The organism is Psychrobacillus sp. OK028, from assembly GCF_900103605.1.
GTDB lineage: Bacteria > Bacillota > Bacilli > Bacillales_A > Planococcaceae > Psychrobacillus.
Genome location: NZ_FNHY01000002.1, coordinates 1 through 25,549, shown reverse-complemented (window position 1 = coordinate 25,549; position 25,549 = coordinate 1). Strand labels below are relative to the sequence as shown.

At 37.7% G+C, this 25,549-nt stretch carries 29 protein-coding genes, 13 tRNA genes and 1 riboswitch; of the genes, 6 read left to right on the top strand and 36 right to left on the bottom strand.

All coding sequences use genetic code 11. The annotated features are described in order from the left end of the window. Positions 1–17: 17 nt before the first annotated feature. From BLR36_RS03340 to BLR36_RS03305, 8 genes are all read right to left on the bottom strand, one after another. Entirely contained in the window at positions 18–953 is a 936-nt protein-coding gene (locus BLR36_RS03340) for an ABC transporter permease (protein ID WP_093060314.1), read from the bottom strand. After that, entirely contained in the window at positions 946–1,851 is a 906-nt protein-coding gene (locus BLR36_RS03335) for an ABC transporter ATP-binding protein (protein WP_093060313.1), read from the bottom strand. The genes BLR36_RS03340 and BLR36_RS03335 overlap by 8 nt, the downstream gene beginning before the upstream one ends. After that, positions 1,852–2,553 (bottom strand): ATP-binding cassette domain-containing protein, encoded by a 702-nt coding sequence (locus tag BLR36_RS03330; RefSeq protein WP_093060312.1) that lies wholly within the window; start codon positions 2,551–2,553, stop codon positions 1,852–1,854. Further along, positions 2,550–2,915: a GntR family transcriptional regulator gene (locus BLR36_RS03325; protein WP_093060311.1), complete on the bottom strand. Its 366-nt coding sequence runs from the start codon at positions 2,913–2,915 to the stop codon at positions 2,550–2,552. The genes BLR36_RS03330 and BLR36_RS03325 overlap by 4 nt, the downstream gene beginning before the upstream one ends. After that, positions 2,912–3,679 carry a hypothetical protein gene (locus tag BLR36_RS03320; RefSeq protein WP_093060310.1) on the bottom strand — a complete coding sequence of 256 codons (768 nt, stop codon included), beginning with the start codon at positions 3,677–3,679 and terminating at the stop codon, positions 2,912–2,914. Before BLR36_RS03320 ends, BLR36_RS03325 begins: the two co-directional genes overlap by 4 nt. Positions 3,680–3,874: 195 nt before the next feature. After that, complete coding sequence (locus tag BLR36_RS03315) at positions 3,875–4,198, bottom strand: ArsR/SmtB family transcription factor (RefSeq protein ID WP_093060309.1); 324 nt, start codon at positions 4,196–4,198, stop codon at positions 3,875–3,877. Beyond that, a complete protein-coding gene (locus BLR36_RS03310) occupies positions 4,198–4,620 on the bottom strand; it encodes an SRPBCC family protein (RefSeq protein ID WP_371326692.1) in 423 nt (140 codons plus the stop codon). Before BLR36_RS03310 ends, BLR36_RS03315 begins: the two co-directional genes overlap by 1 nt. A 136-nt stretch (positions 4,621–4,756) precedes the next feature. After that, the gene (locus BLR36_RS03305; RefSeq protein ID WP_093060307.1) at positions 4,757–5,548 is read right to left on the bottom strand and encodes an alpha/beta hydrolase; all 792 of its coding nucleotides are present in this window, start codon (positions 5,546–5,548) and stop codon (positions 4,757–4,759) included. A gap of 109 nt (positions 5,549–5,657) precedes the next feature. Between BLR36_RS03305 and BLR36_RS03300 the strand changes: the two genes are divergently transcribed. Next, complete coding sequence (locus BLR36_RS03300) at positions 5,658–6,170, top strand: gamma carbonic anhydrase (protein WP_093060306.1); 513 nt, start codon at positions 5,658–5,660, stop codon at positions 6,168–6,170. Positions 6,171–7,037: 867 nt separating this feature from the next. On the opposite strand, the gene metK is transcribed toward BLR36_RS03300, so the two are convergent. Next, complete coding sequence (metK, locus tag BLR36_RS03290; protein WP_093060304.1) at positions 7,038–8,234, bottom strand: methionine adenosyltransferase; 1,197 nt, start codon at positions 8,232–8,234, stop codon at positions 7,038–7,040. Between the two features lie 240 nt (positions 8,235–8,474). Continuing rightward, positions 8,475–8,590: riboswitch (SAM riboswitch) on the bottom strand. Positions 8,591–8,783: 193 nt separating this feature from the next. Here metK and pckA point away from each other — a divergent pair. Further along, positions 8,784–10,370 carry a phosphoenolpyruvate carboxykinase (ATP) gene (pckA, locus tag BLR36_RS03285; protein ID WP_093060303.1) on the top strand — a complete coding sequence of 529 codons (1,587 nt, stop codon included), beginning with the start codon at positions 8,784–8,786 and terminating at the stop codon, positions 10,368–10,370. Between the two features lie 67 nt (positions 10,371–10,437). Here the strand turns inward: pckA and BLR36_RS03280 are convergent, their stop codons facing one another. The 9 genes from BLR36_RS03280 to BLR36_RS03245 all read right to left on the bottom strand — a co-directional run bounded on the left by BLR36_RS03280 (position 10,438) and on the right by BLR36_RS03245 (position 14,804). Beyond that, on the bottom strand, positions 10,438–10,812 hold the full coding sequence (locus BLR36_RS03280) for a hotdog family protein (RefSeq protein ID WP_093060302.1): 375 nt from the start codon (positions 10,810–10,812) through the stop codon (positions 10,438–10,440). A gap of 70 nt (positions 10,813–10,882) precedes the next feature. Further along, positions 10,883–11,323 (bottom strand): hypothetical protein, encoded by a 441-nt coding sequence (locus BLR36_RS03275; RefSeq protein WP_254771320.1) that lies wholly within the window; start codon positions 11,321–11,323, stop codon positions 10,883–10,885. Between the two features lie 328 nt (positions 11,324–11,651). Further along, positions 11,652–12,101 (bottom strand): hypothetical protein, encoded by a 450-nt coding sequence (locus BLR36_RS03270; RefSeq protein WP_093060301.1) that lies wholly within the window; start codon positions 12,099–12,101, stop codon positions 11,652–11,654. Next, positions 12,101–12,889 (bottom strand): alpha/beta hydrolase family protein, encoded by a 789-nt coding sequence (locus tag BLR36_RS03265; RefSeq protein WP_175453960.1) that lies wholly within the window; start codon positions 12,887–12,889, stop codon positions 12,101–12,103. The genes BLR36_RS03270 and BLR36_RS03265 overlap by 1 nt, the downstream gene beginning before the upstream one ends. Next, on the bottom strand, positions 12,870–13,343 hold the full coding sequence (locus BLR36_RS03260) for an NUDIX domain-containing protein (protein ID WP_093060299.1): 474 nt from the start codon (positions 13,341–13,343) through the stop codon (positions 12,870–12,872). The genes BLR36_RS03265 and BLR36_RS03260 overlap by 20 nt, the downstream gene beginning before the upstream one ends. Before the next feature lie 86 nt (positions 13,344–13,429). Then, a complete protein-coding gene (locus BLR36_RS18700) occupies positions 13,430–13,588 on the bottom strand; it encodes a hypothetical protein (protein WP_175453959.1) in 159 nt (52 codons plus the stop codon). After that, positions 13,585–13,920: a hypothetical protein gene (locus tag BLR36_RS03255; RefSeq protein ID WP_093060778.1), complete on the bottom strand. Its 336-nt coding sequence runs from the start codon at positions 13,918–13,920 to the stop codon at positions 13,585–13,587. Before BLR36_RS03255 ends, BLR36_RS18700 begins: the two co-directional genes overlap by 4 nt. Positions 13,921–14,096: 176 nt before the next feature. Continuing rightward, positions 14,097–14,276 (bottom strand): YjfB family protein, encoded by a 180-nt coding sequence (locus tag BLR36_RS03250; RefSeq protein ID WP_093060298.1) that lies wholly within the window; start codon positions 14,274–14,276, stop codon positions 14,097–14,099. 63 nt (positions 14,277–14,339) lie between these two features. Continuing rightward, positions 14,340–14,804, bottom strand: a complete 465-nt coding sequence (locus tag BLR36_RS03245) for a Dps family protein (protein ID WP_093060297.1) — start codon at positions 14,802–14,804, stop codon at positions 14,340–14,342. A 102-nt stretch (positions 14,805–14,906) separates the two neighbouring features. Here BLR36_RS03245 and BLR36_RS19135 point away from each other — a divergent pair, with 102 nt between their 5' ends. The 3 genes from BLR36_RS19135 to BLR36_RS03235 all read left to right on the top strand — a co-directional run bounded on the left by BLR36_RS19135 (position 14,907) and on the right by BLR36_RS03235 (position 16,348). Next, positions 14,907–15,029, top strand: coding sequence for a hypothetical protein (locus BLR36_RS19135; protein WP_256371003.1), 123 nt, complete (start codon positions 14,907–14,909; stop codon positions 15,027–15,029). 3 nt (positions 15,030–15,032) lie between these two features. Next, complete coding sequence (yidD, locus tag BLR36_RS03240; RefSeq protein WP_093060296.1) at positions 15,033–15,266, top strand: membrane protein insertion efficiency factor YidD; 234 nt, start codon at positions 15,033–15,035, stop codon at positions 15,264–15,266. 101 nt (positions 15,267–15,367) lie between these two features. Continuing rightward, entirely contained in the window at positions 15,368–16,348 is a 981-nt protein-coding gene (locus tag BLR36_RS03235) for a metal ABC transporter solute-binding protein, Zn/Mn family (RefSeq protein ID WP_093060295.1), read from the top strand. A gap of 455 nt (positions 16,349–16,803) precedes the next feature. Here the strand turns inward: BLR36_RS03235 and BLR36_RS03230 are convergent, their stop codons facing one another. From BLR36_RS03230 to BLR36_RS03210, 5 genes are all read right to left on the bottom strand, one after another. Then, positions 16,804–18,222 (bottom strand): o-succinylbenzoate--CoA ligase, encoded by a 1,419-nt coding sequence (locus BLR36_RS03230; protein WP_093060294.1) that lies wholly within the window; start codon positions 18,220–18,222, stop codon positions 16,804–16,806. Between the two features lie 117 nt (positions 18,223–18,339). After that, positions 18,340–19,158 (bottom strand): 1,4-dihydroxy-2-naphthoyl-CoA synthase, encoded by an 819-nt coding sequence (gene menB, locus BLR36_RS03225; protein WP_093060293.1) that lies wholly within the window; start codon positions 19,156–19,158, stop codon positions 18,340–18,342. Then, the gene (menH, locus tag BLR36_RS03220) at positions 19,155–19,982 is read right to left on the bottom strand and encodes a 2-succinyl-6-hydroxy-2,4-cyclohexadiene-1-carboxylate synthase (RefSeq protein ID WP_093060292.1); all 828 of its coding nucleotides are present in this window, start codon (positions 19,980–19,982) and stop codon (positions 19,155–19,157) included. The genes menB and menH overlap by 4 nt, the downstream gene beginning before the upstream one ends. Next, a complete protein-coding gene (menD, locus tag BLR36_RS03215; protein ID WP_093060291.1) occupies positions 19,970–21,682 on the bottom strand; it encodes a 2-succinyl-5-enolpyruvyl-6-hydroxy-3-cyclohexene-1-carboxylic-acid synthase in 1,713 nt (570 codons plus the stop codon). The genes menH and menD overlap by 13 nt, the downstream gene beginning before the upstream one ends. Beyond that, positions 21,675–23,036: an isochorismate synthase gene (locus tag BLR36_RS03210; protein WP_093060290.1), complete on the bottom strand. Its 1,362-nt coding sequence runs from the start codon at positions 23,034–23,036 to the stop codon at positions 21,675–21,677. The genes menD and BLR36_RS03210 overlap by 8 nt, the downstream gene beginning before the upstream one ends. A 152-nt stretch (positions 23,037–23,188) precedes the next feature. On the opposite strand from BLR36_RS03210, the gene BLR36_RS03205 reads away from it, so the two are divergent. Then, positions 23,189–24,100: a 1,4-dihydroxy-2-naphthoate polyprenyltransferase gene (locus BLR36_RS03205; protein ID WP_093060289.1), complete on the top strand. Its 912-nt coding sequence runs from the start codon at positions 23,189–23,191 to the stop codon at positions 24,098–24,100. 162 nt (positions 24,101–24,262) lie between these two features. On the opposite strand, the gene BLR36_RS03200 is transcribed toward BLR36_RS03205, so the two are convergent. The 13 genes from BLR36_RS03200 to BLR36_RS03140 form a co-directional block, all read right to left on the bottom strand. Further along, a tRNA-Glu gene (locus BLR36_RS03200) sits at positions 24,263–24,334 on the bottom strand. 6 nt (positions 24,335–24,340) lie between these two features. Then, positions 24,341–24,431: transfer RNA gene (locus tag BLR36_RS03195), tRNA-Ser, on the bottom strand. Between the two features lie 7 nt (positions 24,432–24,438). Then, positions 24,439–24,513, bottom strand: a tRNA-Asn gene (locus BLR36_RS03190). A 4-nt stretch (positions 24,514–24,517) separates the two neighbouring features. Then, positions 24,518–24,594: transfer RNA gene (locus BLR36_RS03185), tRNA-Ile, on the bottom strand. Positions 24,595–24,600: 6 nt separating this feature from the next. Then, positions 24,601–24,674 (bottom strand) — tRNA-Gly (locus BLR36_RS03180). Positions 24,675–24,681: 7 nt separating this feature from the next. Then, positions 24,682–24,757, bottom strand: a tRNA-Phe gene (locus BLR36_RS03175). An 82-nt stretch (positions 24,758–24,839) separates the two neighbouring features. Further along, a tRNA-Asp gene (locus BLR36_RS03170) sits at positions 24,840–24,915 on the bottom strand. Between the two features lie 3 nt (positions 24,916–24,918). Beyond that, positions 24,919–24,993: transfer RNA gene (locus BLR36_RS03165), tRNA-Met, on the bottom strand. 97 nt (positions 24,994–25,090) lie between these two features. Further along, positions 25,091–25,183, bottom strand: a tRNA-Ser gene (locus BLR36_RS03160). Positions 25,184–25,193: 10 nt separating this feature from the next. Beyond that, positions 25,194–25,270 (bottom strand) — tRNA-Ile (locus BLR36_RS03155). 6 nt (positions 25,271–25,276) lie between these two features. Further along, positions 25,277–25,350 (bottom strand) — tRNA-Met (locus tag BLR36_RS03150). A 24-nt stretch (positions 25,351–25,374) separates the two neighbouring features. After that, positions 25,375–25,450: transfer RNA gene (locus tag BLR36_RS03145), tRNA-Ala, on the bottom strand. A 12-nt stretch (positions 25,451–25,462) separates the two neighbouring features. Beyond that, a tRNA-Pro gene (locus BLR36_RS03140) sits at positions 25,463–25,539 on the bottom strand. Between the last annotated feature and the right edge of the window lie 10 nt (positions 25,540–25,549).

The following is a 25,549-nucleotide window of genomic DNA, read 5'->3' as shown; positions in this document are numbered from 1 at the left end:
TAACACAAAAAGTCTAGCTATGCTTTTACATCTCTTTTAATAAACGTCATAAAGCTTAAAACCAAAAATATTATTGCATATATCGCGAGTACAGTTAAAGACATGAATAGAGTTGTCTCTTCTATAAAGAACTCTTTTCTCAGATGCTGCGTTAAATCAGAATGCGTTAACCAGATATATTCTACAGGGATATACTTTTGTAAAAGCATAATGATCATTGGCCCCATCATTAAAAATAGCATGGATAAAGCTATAGCAATCGAAGGTGAACTAAATACCGTTCCGATAAAGAATGCAAATAGTATAGACATCGTGAAATCACCTAAGGAGTACACATACGTTAAGAATATATCTTTCATCGTATTCGTTTGTTGTACAACACCATCAACAATCGTTAGATCAATGCCAGTAGCCGTACCAAATAAGATAAATCCAATAACAGTCGTAAGGATAATTGTCACTATTATTAGTGTAATTCCAAACAAGAATATTGTTATGAGTTTAGAAGCTAAAATTTTAAATCGGGAAACCGGGCGTGTTAATAGCATTTTAATCGTACCATCTGTATATTCCTGCGAAACAATAGAGGCACCTGGAATAACCGTTAACAATGTAATAAGCACCATTAGAGATGCACCTAATGCCATATTCCCTTGCATACTTTGATTTACTTGAGGTGCAGCATTGTTGTCTAAGCGATACTGCGCCATCGCTTTTTGATCCTCAAACATCTGGATAGACCATTCATCTAGATCTGGTGTTTGAAGTTGGGTATTGGCATCATTAATCATACTTTGTTGTTCCTGTTTCCAATTTGAGTTATTTACGTCATCCATAGTCACTTTATCTAACACACCGACACCAATAATAACCAATAATAAAATACCTAAGATAGCCCATGTACCTTTTTTATGCCATAATTTCATCCATTCATTTTGTATCAAACTAAACAATTTGGCCACCTCCTGTCATTTGAAGGAACTGCTCTTCTAGCGTTTCATGCACGGCTGAAACAGCAAAAATTTGGACCTGTTGTGCGACTAGTTCCTTGATAAGGCTTGGTACTTTTTCCTCTTTTAATTCAAGTAAAAATACTCCCTCGTGCACTGTAAATATATAGCCATTTGAACTTAAATAATTATCTACTACTTCTGCTGGCTCTGCTTTAAGCTGCATACGTGTCTTTTCATCACCTTGAATCATCCGCTCATCAATCAGTTTACCATTTTGAATAACAACCACACGATCACACATTAACTCTATTTCTGATAGTAGATGACTAGAAACGAAAATAGAAACGTTATTCTCCTCTGCTATTTTTCGAAGATACGTTCTGAACTCTCGAATTCCCGCTGGATCTAAGCCATTTGTTGGTTCATCCAATATTAAAAACTTCGGATCATGGAGTAAGGCTTGTGCTAATCCTAGTCTTTGACGCATCCCTAATGAATACGTAGATACCTTTTCATGAATTCGTTTAGTCAACCCTACCTGGTTCACTACATCATCTATGCGTGCTTTTGTTACACCATAATGCATTCGAGAAAAATGAAGTAAGTTTTTATAACCAGACATATACTTATACATTTCCGGATTTTCAACAATTACTCCAACATTTGCAATCGCTTTTTCATAATCATCTGCAATAGAGGCACCCTCTATTTCGATAGACCCGCTAGTTAGATGCATCAGGCCAGTCATCAAACGTATGGTAGTGGTTTTACCAGCACCATTTGGTCCTAAGAACCCAGTGATCTGACCAGGGAATATCTCTAGTGACACATTATCGATAAGTGTTTTCCCTTTAATAATTTTTGTAACATTTTTTAATTGTACAATTGGTTCAGACATTTACTTCACCTTCTCTTTCGTTACATTTTTCATCCAGCTCACTGCGTCCTGATTGGTTTCAAAGCGGATTGTCTCTAACTCATCCTGAGCAATTACTCTACCTTCCTTTAAAACTATTAGTTGGTCTAGTATTGGTTCTACTTCATGTAATTCGTGGGTAGATAAAATAATCGATTGCTCATCTACATTAGTAAATCTAATTAGTCCTTTTATTAGAGACTCACGCACAATTGGATCTAACCCTGAAAATGGCTCATCCATCACATAGTACGAAGTGTTTCTACCCAGTGTAGCCGCCATTTTTGCTCTACCACGATTCCCTTTAGAAAGCTTTTTCAATTTCACATGAACATCTACTTCTAAAAAACTGGCTACCTCTAATGCCTTCTGCAAAGAAAAATCCTGAAATTGAGATGCATAAAATGCGAAAAGCTCCTTCGTTGTATAAAAACTATAAAACAAATCCGTATCAGGTAAATACGCAATGTCAGTTGAATGTATCCTAGATAAGGACTCCTGATGAATGGAAATAGTTCCCTTTCGAGGTCTTTGTATACCAGCAATTATTTTCAATAGCGTCGATTTCCCACTTCCATTTTCGCCTGCTATTCCTATTGTCTGCCCTAATGGAAAAGAAAGCGATATATCCGTGAGTACTTCCTGTCTTTGGTAATTAAACGAGACGTGTTGAAGTTGAATCATTTTGTCTCTTCCTTCCTCTGCAAAATTTGAACTATCTCCTCTTTCGAAAAACCAAATGCTGCAATAGATTGAAGAAACTGATCTACCAATTTCACTTTCATATTCTCACGTAAATGTAGAATACGCTCTTCGTCTATTGTGATGAATGTGCCTTGACCACGTTTCGTTTCGGTTAGTTCCATCGATTCAAGCTCCTTATATACACGTTGTACAGTGTTGACATTAACGCCAACCTCCAATGAATATTCTCGAACAGATAGCATTTTATCTCCGGGCTGTAGTTTTCCTTTCAAGATATCCCCACAAATTATATCCACTAGCTGGCTATAAATGGGCTTATCACGAGTGAAATCCTGCGTCATCTCGTAACCACCCTCTCCAACCATTTACAAATCGCCCAAAATAACAAACCAAAGATTATCCAGTAAAACAATTCCTCTACAATATATATGGAATCTATCTCCACGATAAAATTACTTATTGTAATAATTGGTAAATAACCTTCTATGAATTCTAAAGATAATTCACCTTGGTTTAATACCTTATCAAGTGAAAGAAAATTAAATAGTTTCGGTAATAAACTAATGATTAAAATGAATACCACGACTGTAGCAAGAAGTGAAAATTTACCGACCCAATATTTACCTTCCAAATAAATTGTCCAGAAGAATAACCATATAATACTTACAAAGATGCCGACAAATAACATTATTACTAGTAATAATAGCTGTAAAATAAGAAGATTCGTAAAGCTACCTAAAAGCACATCTGACATGAAATATATACCTGTTGTAGTGATGAAAATAATTCCAACAAAATATATACCAAAGCTAAATAAAAATTTTGCACCAATTAACGTGTGCATAGAATGAGGATTATGCAGCCACATATCTTTTTTCCCATGGTCGGTATTTAACGAATTATTAAACTGAACTAAGTGATTAACGATACTGAATCCTAGCATTAAAAACATTAATATCAGTCTAATTTCCTGAATGGGTACCTCGGTTATTAAATATCTTCCCAATAATATCGGAAGAATTAACACAACCCCAATCCCCATTATTGTTGAACCTAAAAGCCATGACTTATAAAGCATCCATTCCTTCAACAATAACCCTTTCAATTTTCCATCTCCTTTTTTATTATCAACTTCGTCATAGTGTATTCGTATACTAGTTATATAGTACACTAATACTATAAAATAAACTATTAAAATTTTCAAGCATTTCAACTAATTGAAATGTACTTTATTATTTCGGATGAAAACAAAAAACACCCCCGTCAATAACTCTGACGGGGTTGAAATTATTATTATTTATTAATCTTCATTTTCAACTAAGAACTTTAACTTAGAAAGTTTGTTATTCCAGAACTGTTCATAATAGTCTAGCCACTGTTTAACTTCCCCCAATGGCTCTGGCTTTAAATAATACACTTTTTCTCTTCCTAACTTTTGACCATTGACTAGACCTGCTTCAGTTAACACATTTAAATGCTTAACAATTGCTGTTCTACTCATATCATAATGGGAAGAAATTTCCGCAATGGACCTTTGTTTGATTGCTAGCAGTTGAAGGACATCTCTCCTTGTGGGATCTGCAATTGCTTGAAAAACATCCACCTTTTTATTTGCTTCGTTCATTAAGCTTCGACAACTTGCTTAAATTTGTTTTGTACAATTCCAATCCATCCTTGTTCCATCTTGCTATGCACGGCGGAATTAGGTAATTTTGCTTTCGGAACTATGGAGTCTTCATCCTTCCAGCCACCATGTATTAAGGTGAATTCAGTTTGAACACCATGTTCCTTCAAAAGAAATGTTACAAACCATCCATCAGTGTCCCATTGGAATGACAGTTTGTGTGGCTCGTCAATTTCAAGCACCTTACAAGGCGATGGACCAAATGGGGACTGGATAGTAAACTCGTATCCCTCCTGTGCTTGAAAATCATTAGGCATAAACCAAGCCGAGATTCCTTCTGCAGTTGAAACATAATCCCAGACCTTTTGAATGGATGCTTCTACTAAAACAGTTTGCTTAATAGCAGGTAAATTTTCTTTCATCATAAATATCTCCTTTTCAAATCAAATATGTAACCCTTAGGTGTTATATTATATATAACCAAAAGGTGTTATGTCAATGTGTCATATTTTCCCATCACAAAAATCCCATCCTCTGAATCAAGATGGGATTATAAATTCAAACAATATAGCCGATGTCGGTTAGTACATTATTGATAAAGGACTGTGAATAAGTAAAAATTTCTTCTCGCTCTGGTTCTTGATAGAGGTCATGGAAACAATTTTTCCATTCTTTATATTGATACTCAGAAAGCTCCTGTTTCTTCAGCCAACTTGCTGCAGCATTTGTATCTGTAACTTTATCGCGCTCTCCTGTCATAACAAGAATTGGCTTGTTTGGTATAGAGATGGTCGATTGATTTACCGATTTTAAAAGCGCTTGGAGTTCTTTGTACCACTCTGTTGAAATAAACGATTTATAAGTTGGATCTGAGACGAATTGTTGGAACACTTCATAGTTTCTCGTTAAATCATTTAAATGGATGTCATGGTTTATCTTCTGGGGTACTGATAGTTTCGCCAATGCATTCGTCCATTTCGAAGGTAGCTTTTGAAGCTGGAACCAAGGAGAAGTTAGTATTACACCTGCATATTCAATATCTAGCTTACGCAGGACTTTTACAAGTAAGGTCGCTCCTAAGCCATGACCGATTAAAAATATCGGAAGATCGTACGTAACTGCAACTTGCAACGCTTGTTTAATGTAGTTCTTGTACAAATCGAAGGATTCATCGTGCATCGTCTTTGATTTTTTTAATTCTCCATGTCCTGGCAAATCACCCATTACGATATGATAGTTGGAGCTTCTTAATTTTTCTATTAACCATGCATACCTTCTATGATGCTCGTAGGCACTATGAACAATAACGATCACTGCTTTAGGCTTTCCTTCTGTTTCCCATTTCCACATTTAAACAAACCTCTTTTCTTTCCTTGCAATTTCATAGTATTTCGTTTCTTTCGTGGTGTATGTCTGATACGATTAATTATATTCTAACTTCAAAAGGAGCGGTTGCAAAATGATTTACCCCTACAAAGATAAAACTCCCATTATTGACGCCTCAGCTTTTATAGCTGATTATGTCACAATAACAGGTGATGTGACAATCGGTCCAGAGACTACAATTTGGTTTAATACGGTAATTAGAGGTGATGTTGCTCCTACTATTATTGGAAGTAAGGTTAGTATACAGGATTTAAGCTGTTTACATCAAAGCCCAAACAAAGCTCTTATAATAGAAGATGAAGTGACTATAGGACATCAAGTGACTTTACATAGCTGTACCGTTCGTAAAGGTGCATTAATAGGAATGGGATCCATTATTCTAGATGGGGCTGAAATTGGTGAAGGTGCATTTATAGGTGCTGGAAGTCTAGTTCCACCTGGCAAGAAAATACCTCCAAATTCCTTAGCACTAGGCAGTCCAGCGAAAGTTGTGCGTGAGCTAAATGATGAAGATAAAGCTGACGTACAAAGAATTATCCGGGAATATGTAGAAAAAGGACAATATTATAAATCCCTTCAAAAGTAAATTTGGGTAACGAATATATGGGTAATTGCTCAATTACATGCAATGTTTGATAGTTCCACGTTTTCTTTTACTTCCAACAATAAGAAAACCGGGAAAAAAACGCCCGGTCCTTTATTGTCAAAAATGTTTCTAACGTTTTCGAAGGACTTTGGACAACCATTTTGCTATATGATTACCGAGTGAATTTTTAGGGATATGCTTGTTTGTGACTGACGTCACAAACAAGCATATCCCTTTTTTCGGTAATCTTATGGCGATAGCTGTCCGTCGCTCTTTTTCAACTTTAGGAACAGTTTTAGTGCCTTTTTTAATAACTAGAGAAAAGATACTCACCTATAAACTAAGGAATCTCACGAAGATACAATTTCGTTCGCTATTTCACTTATTTATGTGGTGAACATTTACTATTTTCATCTTTCCACAAATATAAAAGATACTTTTTTCATCTTTTCTTACAGAATAGTATCCTTATTTATAAAAAACGGTTTATCACTTTATTCACTTTGACCACTATTATTATCAAAGCTATAATCTATGCTAAAACTTAAATGGAGTACTACTCAATTAATTGATTGGAGTGAAAGGCGGCGACTCCAGCAGGATAAGCGTTAGGTGAAGACCCCGCAGCGAAGACATTGCGCAAACTTTGTTTGGGCAATGTCTTTGCGACGAGTAACCGCAGGAGCATATGTTTTCCTAGCGAGGAGGCTGAGGCAACGCCCGCGGAAAGCGTCCGCCTGAAACGGAAATCAGGAGTATTTTTCATTCTTTCAAGTATCATGAACCCAGTGATCATGATACTTCTTTATATTTTTAATCATTAAAAAAGGCTTTCCCTTATAGGAAAGCCTTTTTTGTTCATACTAATTATAGTCCAGCCATTTGTTTTAATGCTGCAGCTTTGTCTGTTTGTTCCCATGGCACATCAATGTCTGTACGACCAAAATGACCATAAGCAGCTGTTTGTTTGTATATTGGACGGCGAAGGTCTAGCATTTTAATAATTCCTGCTGGACGTAAGTCGAATAGTTCTCGAATATACGAAACTAATTCCACTTCTTCTACCTTACCAGTACCAAATGTTTCAACAGCGATAGAAACTGGCTTAGCAACACCAATTGCATAAGCAAGTTGTACTTCACAACGATCTGCAAGACCAGCAGCAACAATGTTTTTAGCAACATAGCGTGCAGCGTAGGCAGCAGAACGGTCTACTTTTGTTGGATCTTTACCAGAGAATGCTCCCCCACCATGACGTGCATATCCACCGTACGTATCTACGATGATTTTACGTCCCGTTAAACCAGCATCTCCCTGTGGTCCACCAATAACAAAGCGGCCTGTAGGGTTGATAAAGTATTTTGTATTTTCATCTATTAAATTTGCAGGAACAATCGGATTGATCACCACTTCTTTAATATCTTTTTGAATTTGCTCTAACGTAATTTCTGGATGGTGCTGAGTGGAAATAACAATTGTATCAATATGAACCGGATTATTATTCTCATCATACTCTACGGTTACTTGTGTTTTACCATCTGGACGAAGATAGTCTAACGTTTCATCTTTACGTACTTGAGCTAATCGATGAGACAATTTATGCGCTAAACTGATTGGTAGCGGCATAAGTTCAGGTGTTTCATTGCAAGCGTAGCCGAACATTAAACCTTGATCTCCTGCTCCGATTGCTTCAATGTCAGAATCGCTCATGGAGCCTTCTCTAGCTTCTAAAGCTTGGTCCACACCTTGTGCAATATCAGCTGATTGTTCATCAATTGAAGTAAGCACAGCAGAAGTTTCTGAATCGAAACCATACTTAGCACGTGTATAGCCAATTTCTTTTATAGTAGAACGAACTACTTTAGGAATATCTACATAAGTAGATGTTGTAATTTCTCCAGCAACTAATACTAGTCCTGTTGTAACACTCGTTTCACAAGCTACACGAGCATTTGGGTCTTCTGCTAAAATTGCATCTAGAATTGCATCAGAGATTTGATCACAGATTTTATCTGGATGACCCTCTGTTACTGATTCTGATGTAAATAATCGACGTTGTGTCATAGATTATTCCTCCTATATCCTGCGAGATTTCTCTCAAGAATTGATACGGTACTCATTCCCATGTCAAGCCATTCAAAATTCCATGCACTTTAACTATATACATTAGTAATGTGTATTGAAGTTTAACTTGAAGCCGTTTCGGACTTGGCACACAAGGATAAAGGGCGATGTTCAATAAAAAAGCCTCTCACTCACGTAAATATACATGAGGAAAGGCATTAATATCATAAGCACCTTTCACTCTTATCAATCAAGGAATTTCACCTTGTCTCAGGTTTGGCACCTTTGTAACAATAAAAAATTACAGGTTGCCGGGTTTCATAGGGCCTGACCCCTCCACCAGCTCGGGATAAGAGTATCCGTTCAATTTATCATCATACGTAAGTCTGTAAAAGATGTCAACTATTTTTGTTGTATTTTATACACAAAGAAATTTTTTTGTACTAATTAGTGTAGACTAATTACGTCAATGTGTTATACTATTTCACATATCTAGTAAACTTCCTCTTAACTAAAGGGGAAATATAAAAAAAGGATGGTATATTCAACATGAATTCAATCGATACTGTGAGTGAACTGAAAGAATTGTTAGCAGGAAATAACGTTAGCAGCCAATTGTCAGTGCCACAACTAGTGGAAAAAGCTACAACAAGAGGAGAAGCTGTTCTAACTTCTACTGGTGCAGTTAAAGCAGAAACAGGTAAATATACTGGCCGCTCTCCACAAGATAAGTATATAGTAGATGAAGCTATTTCAAAAGACAAAATCGATTGGGGCTCAGTAAACCAACCAATTTCTTCAAACGTTTTTGATGCATTATATAAAAAGATGACTGATTTCTTAAATAAGCAAGACGAAATCTTCGAATTTAAAGGATATGCAGGAGCAGACAAAGAATCTCGTCTAGGTATTCAAGTAATCAATGAATACGCTTGGCATAATCTTTTTGCTCACCAACTATTTATCCGTCCAACACAAGAAGAACTTGCTACACATACAACTGACTTCACTATTCTTTCTGCTCCTAACTTCAAAGCAGATCCAGCAGTAGATGGAACTAGTTCAGAAACGTTTATCATCGTATCTATGGAAAAACGTACAGTGTTAATAGGTGGTACCGAGTATGCTGGAGAAATGAAAAAGTCCATTTTCTCTATTATGAACTATTTACTTCCAGAACAAGACATTTTACCAATGCACTGCTCTGCAAACGTTGGGGATGATGGCGACGTAGCTTTATTCTTTGGTTTATCTGGAACAGGTAAAACTACACTTTCTGCAGACGCTGGTCGAAAATTAATCGGTGACGATGAGCATGGTTGGTCAGACAACGGTGTGTTTAATATCGAGGGTGGCTGTTATGCAAAATGTATCGACTTAACTCGAGAAAATGAACCACAAATCTGGGATGCTATCACTTTCGGAACTGTATTGGAAAACGTTGTGGTTGATTCGGAAACACGCGTTGCTAACTATGCGGATAACTCATTAACAGAAAATACACGTGCTGCTTATCCAATTCAATATATCGACAATATTGTAGACCCTTCGGTTGCAGGTCATCCAAACACTATTATTTTCTTAACTGCTGATGCATTTGGTGTATTGCCTCCAATCAGTAAACTAACGAAAGAACAAGCAATGTACCATTTCTTAAGTGGATTTACATCGAAGCTTGCTGGAACTGAACGTGGAGTAACTTCTCCTCAACCAGTATTCTCTACTTGCTTTGGTTCACCATTCTTGCCATTGCACGCAACCGTATATGCAGAAATGCTTGGGAAGAAAATTGACGAGCACGGCGCACAAGTATTCTTAGTAAACACTGGTTGGACTGGTGGAGAGTACGGTGTTGGTAACCGTATGAAACTTTCTTACACACGTACAATGGTTCGGGCTGCAATTGATGGAAAACTAAACAATGTGGAAACAGTAGCAGATGATGTATTTGGTTTAGCAATTCCTACAGAAGTGGAAGGCGTTCCTTCAGAGGTACTTGTTCCACGTAATGCTTGGGAAGACAAAGAAGCTTACGACCAAAAAGCAGCTGAGTTAGCTCAGTCATTCCGTGAAAACTTTAAAAAGTTCGGAACAGTTTCAGAAGATATTTCCTTTAAAGGCGGACCATTATCTTAATAAAGTAAACATCAAAAGAGCCGAATTCTATTGAATTTGGCTCTTTTTAATATCTGTTTATTACAAATTATAATATTACACCTGTAAAACTTCCTCTTAATACTTCCTTCTCGTTTTGATTGGTGCATAGGAATGTAGTGTTTATATTTGTTCTATTTTCCTGCTTTTCGAATTGCTCAATTGTTACCTTGCAAATTATTGTGTCACCAGTAAATACTGGTCTGAGAAACTCAAAATTCATCGTACGTGCCAATACGTTATGATCTCCGCCCACTTTTGTTGGTAGAGTTGCTGTTAGCAACCCTTGAACTACCAGTCTTCCTTGCTCATCGGGGGTTAGGTGATGAATACCTTCATCGCCTGAAACTTTCGTAAACAACTCAACATCTTCTATTGTGAAAATCCTTTCGAATGTAACAATATCCCCTTCTTTAATTGACAATTAAATTCCTCCCAGAAGCGCTCTTCTTTTGAATAGCCCCTAAATTTCCCAATCTTTCGGCTTTATATTTTTAGACATCCATTATTTTATCTGGTGATTGGTATGGTGCTGTAGCTACTAAATTATCATTATGCCAGCTTGCTGCACCGGAACGAATCATTTCATTAACCAAGACCTGAATAAATTCTACTGGTTGAAGCTGAAAAGAGTATCGTGCAAAATCTTGGAACCAACCACAATTTAGTAAATAATTATCTATTTCTTCTTTTGCTAATCCATCTTTTATGATTAAAGTAAATGAAAAGATTCTCTTACAAGCATGCCATGAAACTTTTTCTGGTTTTCCGAGCCATTTTTCAAACCGCTTCCTCGCTGCATCAATGACAGCTTGAGGGTTCCCTATTAGTGGTCCATGTCCGGAATATGCTTGACTGATTTGAAGCTTAGACAGCCGTTCCAAACTCTCCATCGACCGTTGGATTGACGCAACACCCTCCCGATAGATATTCAACGAACCTATACCAGGTCTGTGGAATAAATCTCCGCAAATCAGTATTATTTCTTCAGGTTCGTAATGCCCGCAAAGACAAATCGGAAAGGGTAGAACCAGGACATATTTATAAATTTCTACAGATAATTACAATTCCCTTTAATTTTTATAAAATATTTTTAAGACGGATTTATAAATCTTAAATCCACATTTAGTGAAGTACTATTTTTTCTCAGTTAAACAAAAAAATCAGAAACTATATAGTTTCCGACTTTTCCTCACATAGTCTATTTACTACTGGAAATTAAGACCTTAACCGATACTGTACTTTAACAAGATACAATTATTATTAATCACCATTTGTCTCATGATATTCACTATCAGCTATTTTCGGAAATATTTCGATGAACTTTTCCGCTTCTTCTTCATTAACCTTATAAAGAATAATTTCTGAACCGTAGTGGCCTATTTCCATCTGTTCAACCCCATCCTCTTGGAAGAACATCATAAACCACTTTAAACCACCTTTAGGATCAATAGAATAATTTCTAAAAAACAGCCTATTTTCATCCGTTAGATTTATAGTAACTACTTTCATCAGTCCCTCTGTTTGAACGGAAACAGCTCGAGGATTTAGCTCCTCCAATACATCCAATTCCTCTATCCAACAATGGATTACTACTTCTTGGAATTCATTTGTATATTGATCCCACAAATCCTCCCAAAAGCTAGTATCAGTTGGAAATGATGATTTTCCTTCTACACTCATTGTTTCAGTTGTTACTACTACATTACCCATTAGTAAACCCCTCTCTGATCTTTCATCCATTGACATGCATCTTTCACTACACGTCTATTTATTTTGCTCGGAAAAACATGAGTGAAATCTGAATAGTACCAGGTTTCGACTGGTATACTATTCCCTGTTAATGCCTGCTCTAAAACCTTTGCATGCTGAAATGAAACATTTTTATCTTGCTCACCATGAATGATCAGTGTAGCTGCTTTCATTTCTTCCATACGTGGCAATGCATCTCGCTCTTCGTATCCTAAAGGGTATTTAGTCGGGGTCCCACCAATAACACGCTTCATCATCTTCCGCATATCTAATCTTTCCTCATAGGTTAAATATATATCGGAAACGCCAGCCCATGTAACTAATGAAGTAATATCATTTCTTAATATGGCAACCCATAATGCCATAATTCCGCCTCGTGAAAATGCAAAGAGGTGAATCCGATCCGATTGGCAATATTGCTTCAGTATATCCACGCCGTAAATAGCATCCCAACGATCCTCTCCAGCAAATTCATCTTTTCCTTCACCGCCACGGTTTCCACGATAATATGGCGCAAATACGATAAAGCCCTCAGAGGCTATTTGAGCAATTCGTGCGGGTCGAACCATACCAATGCTTTGCATACCTCCACGGCAATATAAAATCCCTTCATAGTTTCCGGTCTCTTTAGGAGAAGCTAACATCCCTTTCACTCGAAGACCACAAGACCAATATGTAATTTCTTTCAATACAATATGGGGATTTGGTGAAGGGTAAATCCGAACCCTTTCAATCGTTCCATTTTCCATCAAATTCATTCACCTTCTTTAAAATTGCTTTCATCCCATCGTCTTTCATATGGAAGCTTAAATTTTTGCTTTGTGTAAATTCTTCTGAGGATAACCAGAAAGCTCCTTCAGTCTCAAAGCTTGTTTGCTCATTATGTATATACCCCACTTTAGCTATATAAACAGTCTTACAAAAAGGTGTATTATCCAACACCATATACTCTGCCAGCCATTCTAACTCCACTATCCCAACATTTGTTTCTTCTTTCGTTTCTCTAATTGCTGCTTCTATTAAAGTTTCCCCTGTCTCTACCTTACCACCTGGAAACTCCAATCCTCTTTTGGGATGCTTCGTCAACAACCACTTTCCTTTAAATTTTACTAAGACTAGCACGTGTTTGGAAGGTAATGAAAAGTGTCCTTGTTCAAAAGATAGCTTTACATCATAACCATTTAAATCCTGGAAAGAAATCATATTCTGATTCCCCTTTGTTTTCCTTCCATTTTAACATATGTAAAGAAAAAGGCTTAGCCCGTACAAGCTAAGCCTTTAAGCATCTATTATTTGGGAGGACCCATTTTGTAATCCTCATTACCTTCTTCTCTATTTTGTGCAATATTCTGCTTTGATTTATCCTGTGGTGATTGATTTAGAAGTGAACTAACATTTCTATACGTCACAGGATTCTCATTCCCTTTTCTATTCAAATTCTTACTCATAATTGAACCTCCCTTCTTCTTTGAAAATAAGGCAGCTGCTCTATAAATCGCTTAGAATCTTCTGAAGTGAATTCATGAATCCATGCATACACTTTTTTTAACCTTCTATCGTATTGATCGTTTTCTCCATCTACATGATATGGCTTCACTGACATTGGTTCATGTGCTCGCAGGAAATTTCTGCTCTGCACAAATTTCAGCTGATAGAAAAGTCTTTCGAATACTTTTATTTCATTTCTTGTTGCTGTTACTTCAAATTCCCACGGAGATTCATCTGGATAGGCATAAACTTGCTGACTCTTTACGGAGATATAGGCTTTGTATAAGGTCATTTCCACACATCCTTTTATAAAAGTCTGTGCAAAAAAGAAAAAAACATGCGCTAGTAGCACATGTTTTTTGACTATTCTCCGGCGCATAGCACCTCGAGTCATTTCAGATTGAAAAATATTCACTGTCATTCTTCCAACACTTTGCGGGGCTAACATAGGCGCCTCCGCTTTTCCTATTAAGCTTGAATATCCACAACTGACCCTTTATAAGGATGAGGAGCAGCTGCTTGAGGCATGCCTTCTAACAATTCTACTGCAGCAACAGTTTCCATGTTCATTGCATTTTGTAAAACACTCATTTGCACGGTTTGCTGTAATTGTAGTAAATTAGAAGACATAATGGAGTTTATATCCATTGAAATCCCTCCCCTTCATAACAAGCTTTATATCGGTTAACTTAATTTATTCTAAAGCGAGATTTATTTTTTTGCAGTATTAGCGTTAGTATCTCCCAAAAACGCATTTAACATCCACTGATGTTTTTCCGTTTTTTGATAAATCGCATTTAAAATATCCTCTGTCATATCATCTTCATCTTTCGCAGCTTCGTCCATCCCTTTTTTAAGAGATTTCATGATTTTATCAAAATCATCCACAACTGCTTGTACCATCTCATCAGCTGACTCTTTACTGGAAGCTTCTTTTACTTCGGAAAGCTCCAAGTGTTCTTTTAAAGTAGCAGTCGGTTGACCACCTAAAGTTAATAGACGCTCTGCAATTTCATCCATGTTAAGTGTAGCTTCGTTATATAACTCTTCAAATTTGGCATGTAAGGTAAAAAATGACGGTCCTTTTACATACCAGTGGAAATTATGTAATTTAGTGTACATAACCGACCATGTTGCTACTTGTTTATTTAGTTCCTTATTTAATGCTGCTGACATAAAATTGTCACTCTCCCTTTAATTATAGTTGCTTTCCCTTTTAATATACCTCTAATTTTCATACAATAAACATAACGATAAGTTTAATTGGAGTGAGCTATAATGGTATTTTGGATATTAGGAGCAGCAGCATTACTCAGTATCTTTGGCTTTAGCTTTTTGTACAAGCTAGCAATGAATGATAAATCCATGAAAATTGATCCTAAACCTAAGGATGTTGAATAATAGATGAAACATATTATTATCTCGATTTTTCGTTTTTATCAAAAGTTTATCTCCCCATTATCCCCACCTAGTTGCCGGTTTTATCCAACCTGCTCACATTACGGTGTGGAAGCAGTTCAAAAACACGGTGCGGTGAAAGGAAGTATTTTGACGGTAAAAAGAATATCAAAATGTCATCCCTTTCATGAAGGTGGCGTTGATCCCGTTCCTGATGAATGGCCTTTGAAAAAAAAATAATTCAAAGGCTATTTTTTCTTGCATTTTATTTGAAAGTCCTGTAATCTAATGAAGTTATCTTTTTTAAAGCGTAACCGTTACTATTTAGGAGAGTGGATTGATTGAAACGGATTATTATAGCAAGCATGCTATTTCTATTGATTTTCCTTGCTTCCTGTGGGAATAAGGAAGCAAATGAACTGAACACAGAAAATGAAGAACAGCAAGTAAAGGTATTTACAACTGTCTATCCGCTACAATATTTTGCTGAGCGCATAGGTGGAGATTATGTGAGCGTTTCTTCTATTTATCCTGCAGGAGCGAATGAACATACATTTGAGCCTACACAAAAGGATATGATGGCACTTGCTGATGCAGATTTATTTTTTTACATAGGACTCGGCCTAGAAGGTTTTGTCGACAATGCAAAGAAGACTTTGGAACAGGAACATGTGAAGATGGTCGCAACGGTGGATGCCGTTTCTGAAGAACAATTAGAGGAATCAGCTGACGAGCATACAGAGGATTCTCAAGATCACAAGAATGATTCGGCTGAAAATCACGAGGGACATGATCACGGTGATGTAGATCCGCATGTATGGATGTCACCAAAAATTAGTCAAAGCCTTGCCCTCTCTATTAAAGACTCTTTAGTGGAGATTTCACCTGAGCAACAAGAGACTTTTGAAAAAAACTATGAGGAGCTTATTAAAGAGCTTCAGACATTGGATGCAAGTTTTGAAGAAATGGCACATTCAGCAAAAAGTAAAACATTTTTTGTTTCTCACGCTGCATTTGGTTATATAGGTAACACATATGGCTTGGAGCAATTAGCAGTGGCTGGACTAAATTCACAAGATGAACCATCTCAAAAAGAACTGACTAAACTAATAGATTTAGCAGAAGAAAAAAATATAAACTATATTTTATTTGAGCAAAATGTTTCATCCAAACTAACAGAAGTAATTCAACAAGAAATTGGAGCAGAAAGCTTAGTTCTGCATAACTTAGGTGTATTATCGAAGGAAGATATTAATAATAAAGAAACTTATTTTACACTGATGAATAAAAACCTAGAAACATTAAAAACCGTTTTGAATTAACAATTAAACTTGTTTATATCGTTTTCGAGGGGCTTAGGATAGACGTTATGCTATATAATTACTGAGTGAATTTTTAAGGATGCTGGTTGGTGGTGACAGACGTCACCACTAACCAGCATCCTTTTTTCGGTAATCTTATGGCAATTATCTCGCAATATCGGGCAGTAGAGAACTGCCCGTAAAAGCCCGAATGGTTCAACTAACTTTGACTACTAATTACATCTTAGAGATAAGCTATGCTTAATCTAATAGTTAAGTTCTACTCACTATATTGATTGGAGTGCAAGGTGGCGACTCCAGCGGGATAAGCGAGGAAGTCGAGACCCCGCAGGGAGCTTAGCGAACGAGGAGGCTCGGCCTCGCCCGCGGAAAGCGTCCACCTGTAACGTAAATCACAGTATTATTCATTTTTTCATTTTCTATGCCCAGTGTTCTCGGTAAATTTTTTTAGCTATTTATATTAACTTTAATAATTCTCTTCTCACTAATTTATTGGCACCATTGCGAGGTAGTGCATTTATAAAATAATATTCCTTTGGCAACTTGTAAGATGCAATCTGTGTTTTCATAAAGTCCTTTAGCTCATCTATCGTAACTTGCTCTTTTACTACGATAAATGCTATTGGAACCTGTCCCCATTTATCATCTTGTCGACCTGTCACTCCTGCTTCAATAACTGCTGGATGTTTTACTAGCGCTGATTCCAATTCTGCTGGATAAATATTTTCACCACCAGATATGATTAAATCTGAGCGCCGATCAATAACAAACAAATATCCGTCCTCATCCAAATAACCAATATCTCCTGTGTGCAACCAACCATCTATTAGTGGTTTTTTAGACTCAGCTGCTCCAATATAACCTTTTGTCACATGAGGTCCTTTAATACATATTTCTCCCATTTTCTCATTTCCATCAATACGAACATCTGCAAAGAAAAGAGGCTTTCCTGCTGATCCTAGTTTACGTATGGCATCCGCACTCGACAAAGTCGTCGTTTGGGAGGCAGTTTCCGTCATTCCATAAGTTTGTTGTACTGGTATATTTCTTTCAATCGCGCGTTCTAAATAAGACAAAGGAACAGGACCTCCACCTACTAAAATCGACTGAAAAGAATCAGGAAAATACTCATTTCTATTTTCTAGAACCGATACGATGCGTTGAAGCATAACCGCTACTAGAGACATTCTAGTAGCTGATCCATCAATTATTTCATCGACTACTTTTTCTGGATCAAATTTAGTATGGAGACTTACCGTCATACCATATAACACAGATCTCATAAGAATAGAAAACCCACTTATATGAAACAAAGGTACAATACATAGCCAGCAGTCGTCCGGATGAATACCTAAATGGAGCGCTGAACCAGTTGCATTCATCACATGATTTTCTAGCGACTGCCGAACTCCTTTTGGTCTTCCTGTAGTACCTGATGTGTACATGATGGAAATAGTACGTTCTTTGGACCAATCGCTCTCTATAGGATAAACTTTTCTCTCATGACTATGAACATCATCAAAAGAAAATCTTTGTCTATAGCTTATTTTTCTTTCCACATTATCTACAAGTAATACATCAGGATTACTATCATGCAGCTGATAATTTAACTCTACTTCACTTAAGCGTTCGTTTAACATGACTAATTCACAGCCGAGTTGAAGGCAACCATGTATGGCAATTACTAGTTCTGCATTAGAGCTAGATAATATTGCTATTCGCATGCCAGGTTGAATTCCTTTCGCATGAAGTCTCTCTGCAAATTCATTGGCTTCGATATAAAGTTGTTGAAATGTCCATACTTCTCCCTTAAAGCGTAAAGCAATGCGCTCTGGTGTTAGATGGGCACGTTTTAATAGTAAATTAGGAAACATGTTGTACTCCTTTTATGTTAAGCTCTCTCGTCTTATTATATATTTTACTTATTTCTATATCCTATGTAAAAAAGCTATCCCATAAAGGATAGCTTTTTTATTCTCGTCATTCAGTAATCACGGAAAACGCGGGAATTGACCAAAATCTGGTTTGCGTTTTTCTTTGAATGCATCTCGACCTTCTTTTGCCTCATCTGTTGTGTAATAAAGCAACGTTGCATCGCCTGCTAATTGTTGAAGTCCTGCTAAACCATCCGTATCTGCATTCATCGCAGCTTTTAAGAAGCGAAGTGCAGTTGGACTCATTTCTAGCATTTCCTCACACCATTGAACAGTTTCATCCTCTAATTGTGCGTATGGAACGACCGTATTGACTAAGCCCATATCAAGTGCTTGCTGAGCATCGTATTGACGGCATAAATACCAAATTTCACGTGCTTTTTTATGTCCGATAATACGTGCCAAATAGCCAGAACCATAACCAGCATCAAACGAGCCAACTTTAGGACCAGTTTGTCCAAATCTCGCATTTTCAGCAGCAATTGTTAAATCGCAAACAACATGTAGAACATGTCCGCCGCCGATTGCATAACCAGCTACCATTGCAACAACTGGTTTTGGAATTACACGGATTAGACGTTGTAAGTCTAGTACGTTTAAGCGAGGGATTTCATCTTCTCCTACATATCCACCATGTCCACGAACTTTTTGGTCTCCACCTGAACAGAATGCGTGCTCACCTTCACCTGTTAAAATAATGACACCAACATTTTTATCGTCACGAGCACGAGAAAATGCATCAATCATTTCCATTACAGTTTTAGGGCGAAATGCGTTACGCACTTCAGGACGGTTAATCGTTACTTTAGCAATTCCGTTATAAAACTCATACTTAATATCTTCATATGTATGTAGTGTTGTCCATTCGCGAGTCATCTTACATCCTCCTTTAAAATAATATCCTCTACTATTGTAGCAAACAATTCAGGATTTTCCACATGAATTGCATGACCTACATCGTTAATTTCTTTATGTGCAACATTTGGGAGATATTTTTTCATCGCTTCCGCAAGCTTGCAAAATTTTTCATCTAGCTCACCTGTTATCAAAATAGTAGGTATGATGATTTCTTCGAGCTTGTCCCAATAGGAAGGTTGTACGCCGGTACTAAATCCTCGCAGACTATTAGCTAATCCTATTTCAGACCCCGCCAGTCTCTCCTGTCGTATCAGCACCTGTTTCTCCAGTGACAAATTCTGCTGACTATGGAATAATGGAATACTCTCCCAAAAATCCACAAATAATGTGAGTCCATCATTCAATATTCGATGAGCAAGTTGCTCATCCGATTGTTTTCTATTTAAACGTTCTTCTTCATCAGAAAGACCTGGGGAACTACTTTCAAGGATGAGTCTTTTTACAGGATATTTGCTTGCATAAGCTAGAGCTAATCGACCACCCATCGAATAACCAACTAGTGTAAAGTTACTCCACTGAAGCTGCTGAAACAATGCATGTAAATCTGCTATCTGCTCCTCTACAACATAACGACCAGGGTTGATAGGCTTTGAAGTTTCTCCATGACCGATAAGATCGATGCTTAAGATATCAAACGTATTGGGTAGATTCGAAATCACTTCATTCCAAGTATGGGTTGATCCCGTAAATCCATGTAAAAACACAATCTTATCCACTGCTCCATTATTATATCTATTGAAATGGATATCAATACCTCGGATATTAACTGTTATACTTTCCAAACCGAGTCCAGCTCCTTCGATATATCAGCCCATAACTTTCGATGCGTCTCTGTATTAACTTGTCTGTTTGTAAATACCTCGATAATACGGATATCCTTCGACTTCTCAACGGCAAGGACTTCTTTAAAATCATCCTTCGTGTGAACTGAGTTGTACTGAGCATTATACATAGCTGCTATATGGGAAAATTCTAGCCCTGTTGGAGTACCAAATAAATGCTCAAAGTAATTGGTTTCTGTTGATTGAGGTAAATATGAGAAAATACCTCCCCCATCATTATTCATAACGATAATTGTCATATCACATCCGTGGAATCTACTAACAATTAAACCGTTCAAATCATGTAAAAACGCTAAATCTCCAATTAACAAATAACCGGGACGGTTTAATGCCGCTTGTGTTCCAAGTGCTGTAGAAACTACCCCGTCTATTCCATTAGTTCCTCTGTTTGCATAGAGCTGAATGTTCTTATTTGTTTTATTGAAAAAGGTATCTAAATCTCTTATCGGCATACTGCTACTAGCAAATAAAAATGACTTGTCCGGTAAAGTGTCAAACAACACACCTGCTAATGCACCTTCATCTGTTTCCTTTTGAATATAGCTGTTTACATGATTAGTCGCAATTCTGTTTGCTTGAGCCCAAGAATCCATATAAGTAGAAGTTGACTTTTTAACTGTTGTTATCCACAATGACTGAGCCTCCACCTGAACATGATGAGTAGCGATATGAAGGGAATCACGGTAAATAGGACTTTCATCTACAACTATATAAATTTCGGGCTTAAGAGCCTTTAAATAAAGCATTAGTGGCTTAGAAACTGGTTGCGCACCAAAACGAATTACAACGTTTGGAGCTGCCACTTTCTGAAAAGCAACATTTTTGAGTAATGCATCATATTGATCGATACATATATCCATACAATCAACAGGTATAGATGTCCTTAGATTTGATAGAGGATCAACTAGTACTGGCCACTGTACCTTTTTTGCAAATTCCCAAAATCCTTCTGTAGATTGAAGGGAATCTCCTGCGATAATTATTCCTTTGGTTTCATTTTGAAGAATGTCTTCATACCATGCTAAAAAATCCTCACCTGGTACTAGCTTACCTATTTCCGGTACATGCATATTTACTGATGGTGAGGTTTGCTCCATATCAAGCAATAATGGCTCACGGAATGGTACGTTGATATGAACAGGTCCCATCGGAAAAGCTTTCGATGTAGATACCGCACGTTGAATATGACGCTCTACAAAAGCTAAATTTGCATCGTCTTTTTCTGGTAGAGGAAAGTCAACTGTCCATTTAACATGCTTGCCGAATAAATGCAACTGATCAATCGCTTGAGGTGCTCCAACCTCGCGTAGTTCATGAGGACGATCAGCTGTAACGACCAATAAAGGTACACGAGCGTAAAATGCTTCTACTATAGCTGGAAAGAAATTTGCTGCAGCGGTTCCAGAGGTACATAAAAGAACAACAGGAGCTTTTTTTGCTTTAGCAATACCAAGCGCAAAATAACCAGCAGAGCGTTCATCTATTTGACGATAAAATTCAAAACCATCACTTTTTGCAAATGCATAAGCTAACGGAGTAGACCTCGATCCTGGGCACATAACTACATCCTGAATACCTGCTTGTTTAATTGTTTCTACAAAGTGATTTACATAAGATGTTAAGTACTCGATGTTAGTCATTCATATTTCCTCCAAGTGTTCGAAGCATTGGACGGAATTTCACTCGTGTCTCCTCAAATTCCTCTATAGATGATGATTCAGCTACAATTCCTCCACCTGCATATAAATAAGCATGTTCATTCTCCACTAAAGCAGAACGTATCCCAACAGCAAACTCTCCGTCCCCTTCAGCATTTATCCAGCCAATAGGTGCAGCATAATAACCACGGTTCATCTGTTCAGATTCACGAATAATCTCAATAGCGTCCTGACGAGGCTCCCCCCCTAATGCAGGAGTTGGATGTAAAGCCTGTACTAGCTCAAATAACGAAGAATCCTTTTTTAGATTCCCTTCTATTGGAGAATACAAATGCTGTATATCTCTGATTTTCATAAGCTTTGGTCTAGTTGGTACTTTAATATCCTCACAATACTGCGTAAATACTTTCTTTATCATTTCCACTACATATTTATGCTCGCCTAAATTTTTGGAATCAGATAATAATGAATCTCCAAGCTCTTTATCTTCGAGTGAATTCTTCCCTCGTCTTATAGAACCCGCCAGTCCAGCAGATTGCGCTTTATTATTTTCCACTTTCACAAGGCGCTCTGGTGTTGCACCAACAAAGATTTTCTCGCCCTTCTCTAAACCAAACAAATAACTTTCTGGTTGTTCCATTGAAGCATTATATATTGCTGTAGCTGGAGAAAAATGATCGTTAAAAGTAAGTTTTAGTGACCTAGCAATTACTACCTTTTGTACTTCATCTTCTCGTATTCTCATCGTTACATCCTCTACTGCTTGTAAATACTCGTCCTTCAAACGATCTTCTCGTTTAATCAAGGTAGGTTTAGCATGTTGCTTTAACTCTTTTACTTGAGCAGTGTGTATTAATGCATCTCTTTCTATACGTAGCTGTTCAAACGTCTCTGAGCTCTTAGCATCATCCGTTATATAGTGAATATTAACAAATGCCTGGTCATGCTGAATAACTAGCTGGAACGTAGAGACAACAAAGAATGCAGATGGAAAGGTATCCCATTCCGATGCAACCTTGTTCTTAGGGTCAAACGCAAATCCACCAAAAAGAATAGGAGATACATCCGCCTTCTCCTTTAATGATGACTCGCATAGTTCCCTCCATTTTCTATCAATATCGTTGTATCTATTATCTTCTAAATTATTTGTAATAGTATGAGCATGTCCCAATCCTACTAAGGTTAACGTTTTCTCTTTATTTTGCCAGAAATAACGCTTCCCTTTATATAACTCGTCCCCTGCTTCAAAGAATGCCTGAGCAGACAATCTGGAGACTTCTATAGTTTCCGTATAAAAACGGTATTTTGTATTAATGACACCGGTAGTATTCGGCATAAATATGACCTCCGTTTAATAACTACTCTTTTTTATAGCTTCAATTATTTACTCTACACTTAATCATACATCTTTCTACACATTTCAGCACACATTTAGCCATAATAATATGCTAAAATTGATACTGGATTCTTTTAAAGGAGAGAAAAATTATGTCACACGAATATCAAGCAGACAAAGGGTGGCGCGTTTGGTGGAAATTAACAAGACCACATACCCTAACTGCTTCATTTGCACCTGTTTTTTTAGGTACAATGATTGCCCTATATGAGGCTAAAATTGACTGGCTATTATTTATCGCTATGTTATTAGCTTGCCTACTTATACAGGCAGCTACCAATATGTTTAATGAGTATTATGATTTTGTAAGAGGTCTCGATAGCGAGGAATCGGTTGGTATCGGTGGAGCTATTGTGCGTAATGGTGTAAAGCCTAAAACTGTTATGCAACTAGCCCTATTATTATATATAATAGCCGCTATTTTAGGAATATATATTTGTTATGAAACGTCTTGGTTATTATTAGTAATAGGCGCTATTTCTATGGCAGTTGGATATTTCTACACAGGTGGTCCTTATCCTATTTCGAGTACCCCTTTTGGAGAACTTTTTAGCGGATTGTTTATGGGAATGCTAATTGTATTAATCGCAGTTTATATTCAAGTAGGTTCAGTGCCTTTAGCTGCTGTTTTGATATCAGTACCAAGTGCGCTGCTAGTTGCAGCGATAATGCTTTCTAATAATATTCGCGATTTAGTAGAAGACACTGTAGGCGGTCGAAAAACAATGGCTATATTAGTTGGTCGCGACAAAGCTATCACTATTCTTGCATCTTATTTTATAATCTCTTATCTATGGATTATCGGTTTAGTGCTTCTACAAATAATCACTCCATGGAGTTTATTAGTCTTTTTAAGTTTAAAGAAACCAATACATGCTATTAAATTATTTAAACAAACAGAAAATCCAGTTCAGGTTGCACCAGCTATGAAAGACACCGCACTCACAAATACGATTTTTGTATTTTTATTAGGAATTGGTTTACTGATTGGCTATTATGTATAACAATATTAATAAAAACAGATGAGAAGTTATTTACCTACTCATCTGTTTTTGTTTTATACAATGTACGCATACTTAGTTCTATATCTATGTTGAATCGATAGAATTTAAATATATTTCAACATAAAAAAAAGGTAACCAATGAATGGTTACCTTTTTTGAGTATGACCCCTACGGGATTCGAACCCGTGTTACCGCCGTGAAAGGGCGGTGTCTTAACCGCTTGACCAAGGGGCCAATATATGGCGGAGAAGGAGGGATTTGAACCCTCGCGCCGGTTGCCCGACCTACACCCTTAGCAGGGGCGCCTCTTCAGCCACTTGAGTACTTCCCCATATATATGGCTCCGAAGGTAGGACTCGAACCTACGACCAATCGATTAACAGTCGATTGCTCTACCACTGAGCTACTTCGGAATAATGGTGGGCCTAAATGGACTCGAACCATCGACCTCACGCTTATCAGGCGTGCGCTCTAACCAGCTGAGCTATAGGCCCATTACTTGGAGCGGGTGAAGAGAATCGAACTCTCATCATCAGCTTGGAAGGCTGAGGTTTTACCACTAAACTACACCCGCATTACTATGGTGGCTCAGGACGGAATCGAACCGCCGACACAAGGATTTTCAGTCCTTTGCTCTACCGACTGAGCTACTGAGCCACTACGATTTACGCTAAACTACGCATCTCATTGTCAGCGCTTGCTTATCCTAAATCTTAAAATTGATATGTATTAAAATAAATGGCGGTCCCGACCGGGATCGAACCGGCGATCTCCTGCGTGACAGGCAGGCATGTTAACCGCTACACCACGGGACCATTTGGTTGCGGGGACAGGATTTGAACCTGCGACCTTCGGGTTATGAGCCCGACGAGCTACCACTGCTCCACCCCGCGACAATAATATACCTACAAACACCATGATACTATCTACGATCGCGATTGTAGGACACCTGCGACAATAATAACTTTCAACTATAAACAATAAAAAATATGGAGGAGGAAGAGGGATTCGAACCCCCGCGCGGTATGACCCGCCTGTCGGTTTTCAAGACCGATCCCTTCAGCCGAACTTGGGTATTCCTCCGTGATATTGTTGGTGGACCTTGCAGGACTCGAACCTGCGACCGGACGGTTATGAGCCGTCTGCTCTAACCAACTGAGCTAAAGGTCCTTAAGATGGCGGCAGAGGGAGTCGAACCCACGACCTTTCGGGTATGAACCGAGTGCTCTAGCCAACTGAGCTACACCGCCATATTTTTCAAACTAACTTATAATTGGTGGAGCCTAGCGGGATCGAACCGCTGACCTCCTGCGTGCAAGGCAGGCGCTCTCCCAGCTGAGCTAAGGCCCCAAATATAATAACTGGTCGGGAAGACAGGATTCGAACCTGCGACCCCTTGGTCCCAAACCAAGTGCTCTACCAAGCTGAGCTACTTCCCGTTATATGGTG